7 protein-coding genes are annotated in these 12,705 nt (G+C 35.6%); 5 read left to right on the forward strand and 2 right to left on the reverse strand.

Going from position 1 to position 12,705, the window contains the following annotated elements:
- Positions 1–186: 186 nt before the first annotated feature.
- Both H0I26_RS10690 and H0I26_RS10695 read right to left on the reverse strand, forming a co-directional pair.
- The gene (locus H0I26_RS10690; protein WP_218698396.1) at positions 187–1,521 is read right to left on the reverse strand and encodes an exonuclease domain-containing protein; all 1,335 of its coding nucleotides are present in this window, start codon (positions 1,519–1,521) and stop codon (positions 187–189) included.
- The gene (locus H0I26_RS10695; protein ID WP_218698398.1) at positions 1,518–2,291 is read right to left on the reverse strand and encodes an XRE family transcriptional regulator; all 774 of its coding nucleotides are present in this window, start codon (positions 2,289–2,291) and stop codon (positions 1,518–1,520) included. Before H0I26_RS10695 ends, H0I26_RS10690 begins: the two co-directional genes overlap by 4 nt.
- Positions 2,292–2,343: 52 nt before the next feature.
- Here H0I26_RS10695 and H0I26_RS10700 point away from each other — a divergent pair, with 52 nt between their 5' ends.
- The 5 genes from H0I26_RS10700 (at position 2,344) to H0I26_RS10720 (ending at position 12,699) form a co-directional block, all read left to right on the forward strand.
- Positions 2,344–3,558: a DNA polymerase IV gene (locus tag H0I26_RS10700; protein ID WP_218698400.1), complete on the forward strand. Its 1,215-nt coding sequence runs from the start codon at positions 2,344–2,346 to the stop codon at positions 3,556–3,558.
- On the forward strand, positions 3,558–6,515 hold the full coding sequence (locus tag H0I26_RS10705) for a DNA polymerase III subunit alpha (RefSeq protein ID WP_218698402.1): 2,958 nt from the start codon (positions 3,558–3,560) through the stop codon (positions 6,513–6,515). The genes H0I26_RS10700 and H0I26_RS10705 overlap by 1 nt, the downstream gene beginning before the upstream one ends.
- A gap of 227 nt (positions 6,516–6,742) precedes the next feature.
- Positions 6,743–7,396 carry a Crp/Fnr family transcriptional regulator gene (locus H0I26_RS10710; protein WP_101018263.1) on the forward strand — a complete coding sequence of 218 codons (654 nt, stop codon included), beginning with the start codon at positions 6,743–6,745 and terminating at the stop codon, positions 7,394–7,396.
- 116 nt (positions 7,397–7,512) lie between these two features.
- Positions 7,513–11,073: a ShlB/FhaC/HecB family hemolysin secretion/activation protein gene (locus tag H0I26_RS10715; RefSeq protein ID WP_218698404.1), complete on the forward strand. Its 3,561-nt coding sequence runs from the start codon at positions 7,513–7,515 to the stop codon at positions 11,071–11,073.
- A 15-nt stretch (positions 11,074–11,088) separates the two neighbouring features.
- On the forward strand, positions 11,089–12,699 hold the full coding sequence (locus tag H0I26_RS10720; protein WP_218698406.1) for a glutamate synthase-related protein: 1,611 nt from the start codon (positions 11,089–11,091) through the stop codon (positions 12,697–12,699).
- Positions 12,700–12,705: the final 6 nt, after the last annotated feature.

The raw sequence follows: 12,705 nt of genomic DNA on the forward strand, positions 1-12,705 counted from the left end.
TTTAGAATAGGTGCCCATAAGGAGATTATTAATTAGGACAATCACTGCGAAGAACGAAGCAGTCTTATAAAAGGAACGAGAGCCAGATTGCTTCGTGCCTCGCAATGACCCGTACGACACAATGACTGAAAAATAAAGCCAGGTTACATCTACATACTAACTAACGTTTGCTTCGCTATAATTTTACTACGTTCGTAATGCGGTTCTCAATATTTTCTGTACATCTAAATTATCTTTTTGCGGAATCAAAAACGGTTCTAAATCGTCTGGGCTGTTAATTTGTTCTGAGTTATCAATAAACCCATAACCTAAATACGTGCTGTCTTTAATTAGCACAAAAGCGGTTTCAGCGTTATGTCTGCCTTGCTTTTGTAAAACCAGGTCTTTTTTGTTTTCCATGGTTTGTGTTATGGCTGAGGTAACTCGTAGATTATAAGCGGTTACGGTTTCTTCATTAGCGCAAATCCCTTTACAAGTCGTTATTTTATAATGAGAACATTGTGTAACGCCATGTTGTAAATGACAAAATTTTGGACATAATTCAAACTGAGCACATATTTTTTCTAAATACTGTCGGCATTCGGTAATACTTGAAAAGATTTGGATACTATTGGGTGTCGCTTTTAAGGTATTATACGCTAGATGTTTTATGCCTTGTCTATCTTCGTAACTAAATATAGCATACGCTTTTGGTGCGCGTTTAGAAATAACATTGTATTCAGGATAATGTTGCTTAATTGCTGCGTCTTCCATAAGCAAGGCAATGAGCTCGCTTCCGGATTGCTCAAAATCGATATCAGCAGTATTGCGACAAAGGTCTAGAGATTTTTGTGCTTTGCTATAAAAATGACTCAAAACACGTTTTTTAATGGCTTTTGCTTTTCCAATATATATAATGTCGCCTTTTTTGTTTTTAAAATAATAGATTCCTGCGGTATCAGGTAAATTATTAAAAACAGCAGTCGGTAAATGAGAGGGTAAAGTGGCTTCTTTAGACGATTTTTTTAAGAAATCAGTAAAAACGGTTTCTGCAGCTTCCTGATTAAGTAGTATTTCAAATAAAATAACAGTAGCTTCCGCGTCACCTCTAGCTCTGTGTCTGTCTACAATAGTAATATCTAACGCCTTGCAAAGTTTTCCTAAGCTATACGATTTATGACCAGGTAGCAACTGTCGTGATAATCTAACGGTACATAGTTTTTTTCGATTGAACTCAATACCCAAAGCCTTAAATTCATTTCTAATAACATTATAGTCAAAGTTAAGATTATGCGCAACAAAGGTTGTGCCTTCAGTTATCGCTAAAATAGCATCTGCGACTTCGGCAAAAGTAGGGGCATCCGCAACTGTAGCATTATCAATGCCTGTTAAAGACGTAATAAAATCTGGGATGTATACTTCTGGATTAACAAGCGAGGTAAACTCGTCAATAACCTGTGTGCCGTCATATTTAAAAATTGAAATTTCAGTGATCTTATTTTTAGCGCCACTGGTTTCAACATCAATAATAGTATATATCATCGTAGCGATTTCTCTAAAGCTTTCAACTCGACACCCAACTCATTAAACATGCCTAGAATACTGCTTATTTTTAATTCTTCTTGGGTATATTCTTGAGTGTTAATACTGCAAGTAAATTCCCAGATCTCTAAAACTTCAGAAATAGGAACACTATAATCATTGTATACTTTATTGTCCGATACTAGCAATAAAGAGTCGTTTAAAGCAATGTTATTATACACACGCTTGTAAACCATACCATCATTTAAAGTGACTAATACGTAGGTGCGACCACTTTTAATTTCGCTTCTATCTTCTACAAAACGTCCAATAACAAACGCGCCATCTTTCATGGGGAGCATCGAGTCTCCTTTAATAGGAAACGCCCGGTGTTTTCCGGTGGGTAAAAAAGGTAGTTTTATTTTCTGTAATTGCTCGATATATTCCGGATCGTCATACCCTGCTAAATATCCAGCAGAGGTTTTTACAGGAACGACTTCGATTAAATTTTCGTTATCATCATCAACCGTTATTGGAAACAGCACCCGTTGGTTGTTCAGCTCGATAAAAGAGAAGTCTTTGGCTTTAGTCAAGTCGTTACGCAATAAAATATCTATTGGTATTTTAAAGTAATCGGAAAACGCAATTAAAAAGTCGATAGTAGGCGCAGAGCGGTTCTCTTCGTAAGAGCCAATACGTGACCTAGTTACCTGCAACTCTTCAGCAATACCCTCTTGAGATAGCTTTTTGAGACTTCTTAAGTGTTTTATGTTTTTAGATATATAATTCATAATACTACAAATGTAAGCAATAATTACTTAAATATGTAGCTAATTTTGTAGCATGCAAAATAATATTTTACATCTAGATTTAGACACGTTTTTTGTCTCTTGCGAGCGACTAATAGATAGTCGGTTGCAAAACAGACCATTACTAGTTGGCGGGACAGGAGATAGAGGTGTGGTAGCTGCGTGTAGTTATGAGACTAGAGGCTTTGGTGTACATTCTGGTATGTCCATGAAGGTGGCAAGACGTTTATGTCCGGAAGCCACAGTAATTAGAGGAGATGCGTCCATTTACACCAAATATTCGCATTTAGTAACAGAAATTATTAAAGAAAAATCACCTGTTTTTGAAAAAGCGAGTGTGGACGAGTTTTATGTTGATTTATCAGGCATGGATAAGTTTTATGGGTGTTATAAATACGCATCAGAGTTACGTCAAAGCATTATTAAAAATACGGGGTTACCAATTTCGTTTGGATTATCAACCAACAAAATAGTATCTAAAGTCGCTACGGGAGAAGCAAAACCGAATAACCAATTACAGATAGATTCAGGCTTTGAAAAAGATTTTTTAGCCCCATTATCCATTCGTAAAATACCATCGGTTGGCGAGAAAACATATCAGGTGTTAAGAGGTTTGGGGGTTGATAAAATTAGCGTCATCCAACAAATGCCATTAGAAATGATGATAAGTGCGCTTGGCGCGAATGGACGTACCATTTGGAAGCGTGCCCACGGTATTGATAATCCACCATTGGTCCCGTTTTATGAACGAAAATCCTTGTCTACAGAACGCACGTTTGGAAAAGATACCATCGATATGGTTAAGCTTAGAACCACCATTTTTGCTATGGCAGAAAATTTAGCCTTTCAATTAAGAAAAGGTAATAAACTAGCCGGCACATTAAGTGTCAAAATCAGGTATTCGGATTTTAATACGTACACCAAACAGGTTAAAATCACCTATTCTAGTGCAGACCATGTGATTATCCCAAAAGTATTAGAGCTGTTTGAAAAACTATACCAACGCCGATTATTAATCCGTTTGGTAGGTGTTAAAATTAGCGATATAGTGACGGGGAATTATCAAATTAACCTTTTTGATGATACCGAAGAGATGCTAAATCTGTACAATGCAATGGACGCGATAAGAAACCGGTATGGCGATTTAAGTATTATGAGAGCCTCTGCAATGGGCGCTAAAACCATTGGTAGATTTAATAACCCGTTTAATGGCGAACCTCCTGTTTTATTAGCACACCGTAATCAATAATGTATTTAAACTGTCACACCTATTACTCTTTGCGTTTTGGAACATTTTCTGAAACCGATCTATTAGATTTAGCAGAAGCTAATGCTATGCAGGTTGTGGCGTTGACGGATATTAACAATACCTCGGCGTGTTTAAGCTTTGTCCGTCATGCTAAAAAACGCAATATTAAACCTGTAATTGGTATTGATTTTAGGACTGGCGCACAACAGCATTTTGTAGGTCTGGCCAAAAATAATCAAGGGTTTAAAGCTTTAAACGCCTTTTTGTCGCAACATTCTGAGCAAAAATTACAATTACCAGATGTGGCACCGCCACTTGCCAATACATTTATTATTTATCCTTTTGAAAACGTCTTACAACTAAATAAAAAAACGTTTGCTGATAACGAGTTTATTGGGGTGTCTATTGCCGATTTACGGAAGCTTAGATTTTCGACCTTAAAGCAACAGCAGCATAAAATTGTCTTATTGCAGCCTGTAACGGTAAGAGATAAAAAGGATTTTAATGCCCACCGGTTATTAAGAGCTATAGATAATAACACGCTATTAAGTAAACTGGAAAAAACGGAAGAATGTAATCCTTTGGATAAAATGTGGTCTTTAGAGCAATTAAATATAGCTGTAGCTGAATTTCCTTTTATTCTAAACAATACAAAAGCGTTGCTAGACCAATGTGAAATTGAGTTTGGTTTTGACGATAAAAGAGACTCCCAGAACCAGAAATTATACACAGACTCGTTTGAAAATGATTGTATCGTATTAGAACAGTTGTGTCAGGACGGTTTACCAAAACGGTATGCTAATCCAACACCAAAAGTTTATGCGCGTTTAAAAACGGAATTGGATACCATTAAATCCATGGATTTTGTATCCTTTTTTCTTATCAATCATGACATTGTATCCTATGCCAAAAGCAAAGGGTATTTTCATGTAGGACGTGGTAGTGGAGCCAATAGTATTGTGGCGTATATTATTGGAATTACAGATGTAGATCCCATTGAGTTAGATTTATATTTTGAGCGGTTTATCAACCCTTTTAGGGCGTCTCCACCAGATTTTGATATCGATTTTTCTTGGAAGGATAGGGACGATGTAACTGCCTATATTTTCAGAAGATTTAAGCATACCGCATTATTAGCAACCTATAACACGTTTAAATATCGTGCGGTTGTTAGAGAGTTAGGTAAGGTGTTCGGTTTACCGAAAGAAGACATTGACAAACTAAGTAAAAACAGTTACACCGCTTCTAGTTTAGACGATATTTCAAAATTGGTTTTAAAATATGGGAAGTTAATTGAAGGCTTTCCAAACCATTTAAGCGTGCATTCCGCCGGAATCTTAATTTTAGAGCATCCCGTACATTGTTATTCGGCAACAGATTTACCACCAAAAGGCTATCCAACAGTGCAGTTTGATATGACTATTGCCGAAGATGTTGGCGTGTTTAAATTTGATATTTTAGGACAACGTGGTTTAGCAAAAATTAAAGAAGCGCTAGAAATTATTGCAGAAAACAGACCCGAATTACCACCAATTGATATTACAAATGTAGCTGCTTTTAAAACAGATCCAAAAATTAATAATCTATTAAAATCAGGAGGTGCTATTGGCGCGTATTATGTAGAGTCTCCTGCAATGCGCGGGCTAATGCAACAATTACAAACGCAAGACTATTTAGGTTTAGTAGCAGCAAGTTCTATAATCAGACCAGGTGTATCGGGGTCGGGGATGAAAGACGAGTTTATTAAACGCCATCGGACGCCAGAAAAACGAAAAGAGGCACATCCCGTACTGTACAATATTATGCCGGAAACCTATGGCGTGATGGTTTATCAAGAGGATGTGTTGAAGGTGGCTAATCAGTTTGCAGATTTAACTTTAGGCGAAGCAGATGTGCTTAGACGTGGTATGAGCGGTAAGTATAGATCCTTAAAAGAGTTTGAAGCTGTCGAAGAAAAATTTATTGCTAATTGTAGAAAAAAAGGATATGCTGACGACTTGATTTTTGAAGTCTGGAACCAAATTAAAAGCTTTGCTGGTTACGCTTTCGCGAAAGGACATTCAGCGTCTTATGCTGTAGAAAGTTATCAGAGTTTGTATTTAAAATGCTATTTTCCATTAGAGTTTATGACTGCTGTACTTAATAATGGTGGTGGTTTTTATAGTGCAGAACATTATTTTCATGAAGCTAGGCAACAGGGCGCAACCATTTGCTTGCCTTGTGTAAATATTAGTGATCATCCCAACAGGTTGATTGATACCTCCATTTATTTAGGATTGGGGTATTTGAAAAGCTTGGAGGCTTACACCATTAAACGCCTATTAACAGAACGGCAGTTACATGGACCGTTTAAATCTTTAGACGATTTTATTGATAGAATTGTTATTAGTATCGAACAACTCACTATTTTAATTAGAAGTAATGCCTTTAGATTTACCAATATCCCTAAAGTAGAATTACTTTGGAAAGCTATTTTTAAATTGAATGCCAAAGGAAAAGACACCATACAATCTAAACTGTTTAAAACGGAGCATAAACAATTCACCTTACCAAAACTAGATAATAATTGGATTGAAAATGCTTATGACGAAATGGAATTGATTGGATTCCCGTTATGCGATTATTTTGATTTAGTAAGCGAACCCATGCAAGGTGATGTATTGGCCTCGCAAATGCATCTGTTTGTTAATAAAACAATACTTATTTACGGAAACCTAGTGACCACACGTTTTAATAAAACGTCACAAGGCAAATTGATGCGGCTAAGTACATTTGTCGATAAAAACGGAGCCTATTTTGATGCAGTACACTTTACAAATGTGGTCCATCAATTCCCCATTAATGGGCTAGGGGTTTATGCGTGTTATGGTAAAATAACGGATAGATTCGGTTTTTATAGTATGAGTGTGGTTTGGAGTCGGAAACTTTCAGTAGTACAAGATCCTAGAAACAGTTAATGTGTTGATAAAGAGAGTGTATTGTTACTTTGTTATCATGATAGCTATAGGCCAATGTTTCAAATCAAATTAGAAAAGTGTTAGTTTTAGACTTTACTGCGTCTAAACAAGAGACAAAACATTTAAAAAGTGTCGTGCAAAGTAACTTCTACAGAAAAAAGACTATTTCTGAACGCGTTTTTGAAGTATTTTTAACACTTACTTAATAAAAGTATAGGCTTTGAGCTATGAGTGGATTAACAAAATATTGGTTTTTAGAAGGCTTTAATCTTTTTAAAAAACTGGGGATGACTGCAATGATGGAGATGTGTGAGACTCTAGAGATGGAAAATATAGATAAAGGGGCTCCGATTTCTTCCAGTAATAGAACGTCAAAAAGTATTTTCTTTTTAAAAAAAGGAACTGTAAAAATTGTAAATACAGCTAACGATACAGTCAAGGATGTTGTTAAACGAGGCAATATTTTTGGAGAGTTAGTACTATACGATCAAGAAGCAGCAAAACAAGAAGTGGCTTATGCTTTAGAAGATTGTATTATTTGTTATATCGAATCGGAACGTATGGAAGTCCTAATCGAAAAACATAAATCCTTGAAAAATGGCGTGCTTAAAATTTATGGATTAAGAATTAAAAAATTAGAAAGACGATTACACGATTTACTATATAAAGATAGTTCTGCAAGAATAAAAGATTTTATTATCGATTATTTAAATGAATTTGGTGAGAAAGATGACACCGGAAAGCGAGTCGCAAAAAACATATTAACGCATAAAGATATTGCTAACCTTACAAACACATCAAGACAAACCGTAAGTAATGTAATGAGTATAATGCGGAAAGAAGGGATGATTTTTTATGATGCCAATACCATTTCAAAATAAATTAATCCTATCTTAAAAACGTAAAACTAAAACAAAGCTATTTTTAGCTTTTTTATATATAATTAAAGACTAATCATTTAAAAAATGATGACGTCAGACAACCAAATAACTAACACATGAACAAAAGATTATTTAATTCGTTATTGTCCCTTTTTATCGTAGGTTTTACCTATGCGCAAGACGAAAAATCGCTACCCACGACACCAATATCCCACTCGTTTTATGCTACAGGTAATTTAGCGACTTCTAATACTAACCAAAGTAATCCTATTGTTACCGCACTTGCTAAAGCATTAGAAAAAGATACAAATGCGACCTTATTACTATTGGGGAATAATGTCTCTAATAAAGGGTTTTTAGATCAAAATACTAGTAAAGATAATTTAAAGCGCTATGCAAAGGTATTACAACCATTTTCAAAGCGCATGCATTTTATTCCGGGTTTTTCAGATTGGAAATCGGGCTTAAAAGGGCTTAAAGCACAAGAAGAGTATTTGGAAGACCTTTTTGATAATAAAAATATTTTTCAACCAGAAAAAGGATGTCCTCTAGAAAAAATTGAAATTAATGACAATGTAGATTTGTTAATTTTAGATTCGCAATGGGCTTTGGAAGACTGGGATAACATTCCGAATATTAATGACCATTGTGATATCAAAAATAAAACAGAATTTTATGTTGAAGTCGAACATGAAATTATAAAAAGTCAAGGTAAAACAGTCTTGATAGCTGTTTATCATCCTATTGCGACTTATGGAACATATGGACATTCTTACGCGTTTGGTATTGATCCTCAAAATTTAAATAATAAATATTATAAGGAGTATAGTCAACGCTTATTAACTATTGCACAACAATCTACAAATGTCGTTTTTCTTTCTGGTCACGAACAAAATATGCAGTTTATTGTAGATAAAAAAGTGCCAATAATTATTAGTGGTGCAGGTGGAGAAATTAAGGAGGCTAAAAAAGGTAAAAAAAGTTTAGGAGCCTTTAATGAAGCTGGATTTACAAAAATAATAACATACAAAAATGGCGCGATGTGGATGGCGTTTTATGGTGAATCTAATGCGTTTTTATCGCCTTTATTTGTGTCCGAAATCATAAAACCAATTGATGAGGTCGTACTACCAGAATTTAACGAAACAGAAACACCACAATATGTTGATGCTTCTATATATAAACCAGAAGAGTTAGATCGTTCTGATTTTTATAAAAAGCTTTGGGGAGAGCACTTTAGAGAAGATTACGCAACAGATATACATATAAAAACAACACTTTTAGATACGTTATATGGTGGCTTGTCTATTATTAGAAAAGGAGGAGGGCATCAAACCAATTCACTACGTTTGGAAACAAAAGATGGACGCGAATTTGCTATGCGTTCAGCCAAAAAAAGTGCGTTGCGCTTTATTCAATATTTTCTGTTTAAAACAGAATACTTAGAGCCAGATGTTGAGGATACTTACTTTATTCAATTATTACAAGATTACTGGACTACCGCAAACCCTTATGGAAGTTTAACTATTGGTGATTTATCTGATGCCATAGACATTTACCACGCTAATACTAAAATGTATTACATCCCAAAACAAAAAGCTTTAGAAAATTATAATGAAGCTTTTGGAGATAAAATTTATTTTATTGAAGAGCGTATTACTGATGGCCATAAAGCAGTCGCTAGTCTAGGAAGTACTAATACCATAGAAAGTACGACCGACTTATTGGATAAGCTACGTAGAAAAGATAAAATAGCGATAAACGAGAGTTTATATATCAGAACCCGTTTATTCGATAATATTATTGGTGATTTTGACAGGCATGCAGACCAATGGCGTTGGGCAGTTCAAGAACAAGAAGATGGTACGGATTTGTATGAGCCTATTCCTAGAGATCGTGATCAAGCGTATGCTGATTTTGATGGTTTTATGCTGGGGGCTTTAACGGCTTTAAGTCCGCCAATGCGTTTTATGCAACGTTATAACGGAACCTATAATTCGACACGCTGGTTTAATGATGCGGGAGATGATGTTGACTTTGCTGTATTGACTAAACATACACAAGAAGACTGGTTACGTGAAGCACGTTTTATAAAAGAAAACTTAACGACTGAAGTTATTGATAACGCTTTTAGTAATTTTCCTAAAGAAATAGATCAAACCAAAGTTGCAAGAACAAAAAAGGCCTTATTAGAACGGTTAGCAAAAGTTGAAGAGAATGCTGTTAGTCTATATGAATACCTCCGCTCTGGTGTTATTATAACAGGAACTGATAAAGATGACCATTTTGTAATCACACGTAAGCCAAACGGCATCACAAATGTTAGTATCTACCGCATTAAAAAAGGGGAGAAAACGGATAAGTATTTAGATGTCGATTATGATAAATCTATAACTAAGGAATTATGGATTTATGGATTAGATGACAAAGATATTTTTGAAGTGAATGGAGAGAGTAATAAGTACATTAAAATCAAATTGATTGGGGGACAAAATAATGATACGTACCGCATCAATAACAAACGGAACCTTCGTGTATTTGATCAGAAATCAAAACAAAACACGTTTGAAACTCCAGTTTCTAAAACGCTTTCTGATGACTATGATTTAAACACGTACTATTTTAAGAAAAACCGTAGAGATGTTAGAAACATCCTGCCTATTATCGCCTCTAATACCGACGATGGACTAAGATTTGGTGCGACTTTAAACTACACAAAAAATTCATTACATCGGAATCCTTTTACAGCTAAACATAGTTTAAGTGTGGCTTATGTTACTAATACCTCAGGTATTGATGTGGATTATTCAGGAGAATTTGCTAATATCTTTGATAAAATTAATCTTGGGATTGAAGGCGGCTATTCATCTTCAAATTATACGAATAATTTTTTCGGATTTGGAAATGAAACACCAAATTTTGACGATGACTTAGATTTAAATTTTAATAGAGTACGATTACAAACCTTAGCATTAGCACCATCATTAATTTATAGAGGCTATTATGGAAGTGTTGTAAAATTAGGAGTGAGTTATGAGGGGATTGAAGCAGAAAAAACACCAGAAAGATTTATAGCCGTGAGTGGTGTTAATCCTAACGTGTTTGAAGGTCAAGATTTTTTTGGAATAGAATCCTCTTACGAGTATAAGAATTTTGATAACCCTGCAATGCCTAAACTAGGCATAGGATTTAAAGTAACTGCAGGGTATAAAGCTAATTTTGATGAAGACAGAGGTTTTTCATACATCATACCAGAACTTAGATTGACAAAAAAAATTGACCAACGTGGAATTTTAGTATACGCGACAAAATTGAAGGCACATTTTAATTTAAGTGACCAGTTCGAGTTTCACCAAGCAGCGTCTATTGGAGATGGTGATGGGTTAAGAGGGTTTAGACAGGAACGTTTTAGTGGTAAAAGCGCCTTTTACCATAATTCGGATATAAGACTATCTTTAGGTAAAATACGTAATGCTTTTATACCAGTTTCTTATGGGCTTTATGGTGGGTTTGACTATGGACGTGTCTGGGTAGAAAATGATAACTCTAATGAATGGCATACGTCACCAGGTGGTGGTGTGTTTTTTAACATCGCAGGATTTACAACCGCTAACTTCGGCTATTTTAGTTCGGACGAAGGTGGACGATTAAATATATTACTAAGTCTAGCATTTTAATTTAAAACTAACACTATGAAAAAACCAATCCAAGTATTTAAAGTCAGTGAATTAAAAAATAAGGAACCAGAACATGCCTTAGTTAATGGGTTAGATTTGGTAATCGTTAAATTTGATGATGCTATTTCAGTCCTTTATGGACGTTGTTTACACCGTGGGGCATTAATGTCTGATGGACATATTGATGGTCATAACCTAATTTGTGGGGTTCACGGATGGGATTATCGCGTAGATTCTGGAGTTTCGGAATATAATAATAAAGAAGTGTTGCATAAATTCTCAACCAAAATAGATGGCGATGACTTATATGTCGATGCCTTCGAAATAGACGCCTATTTAGTTAATAACCCACAACCTTTTAATCGTGATGCTTATTTGGGTGCTTATGCGGATACACATCCAGAAGAGACTGAGCCATACACCGGTTATATTAAAGAATTGGCACAAAATGGCTTAAAAAACATCGGGCATCATGGATTTTCGGCATCCATGGGTGTGGATAGAAATACTTTGCCAAAATGGAATGATATTCAGTTTTTGCCAGCGCAATTAGCCACAAGACCATTGTTAGATGAGGACACAGTAGCGACTAAGGTTACTATTGGTCCAAAAGCCAAAAAACCTTTGCATTTAGAGATTCCTTTATTTGTAAGTGATATGAGTTTTGGAGCGTTATCACGAGAAGCTAAGATAGCATTATCAAAAGGCGCAGAGTTAGCAGGAACCGGAATTTGTTCTGGAGAAGGTGGTATGTTGCCACAAGAACAAGCTAATAATAGTAAATATTTTTACGAGTTGGCTTCAGCTCAATTTGGGTTTTCATGGGATAAATTAGATCATGTACAAGCCTTTCATTTTAAAGGAGGTCAAGGAGCTAAAACAGGAACAGGAGGGCATTTACCAGGAAGTAAGGTTAGTAAAGAAATTGCTGAGGTTAGAGGCGTAAAAGAAGGAGAGACTGCCATTTCACCTGCTGCAAATCCTAATTTTCATAGTGTTCAGGATTTTAAAACGTTTGCAGATAAAGTACGTCAACGTACAGGAGGGATTCCTATAGGGTTTAAAATTGCTGCGAGTCATATTGAAAAAGACATCCAGTTTGCATTAGATGTGGGTGTGGATTATATTATTCTTGACGGTCGTGGTGGTGGTACGGGTTCTGCACCAACCATATTAAGAGATCATATAAATGTACCAACCATACCCGCAATAGCTAGAGCTAGAAAATATTTAGATCGTGTAGGCGCTACGGAGGTTACTTTGGTGGCTACAGGAGGCTTGCGTGTGGCAGAAGATTTTGCAAAAGCAATGATGCTGGGTGCCGATGCAATTGCGGTCTCTAATTCGGCATTACAAGCTATTGGTTGTTTAGGGATGCGTGCTTGTGGTACAAATAATTGTCCCGTAGGTATCGCAACTCAAAAAGAATCGTTGCGTAGTCGCTTGATTATGGAGTCTTCGGCTAAACAATTATATAACTATTTTGATGCGACCAATGATTTAATTAAAGTCATCGCAAGAGCTTGTGGTTATGATGACGTGACTAAATTTAATCAAGAAGATCTATCAACCTTTGATTATGACATGCACAAACTAACAGGAATTAATTACGCAGGAATACAATAACATATT

It is taken from the genome of Olleya sp. HaHaR_3_96, from assembly GCF_019278545.1.
Taxonomy (GTDB): Bacteria; Bacteroidota; Bacteroidia; order Flavobacteriales; family Flavobacteriaceae; genus Olleya.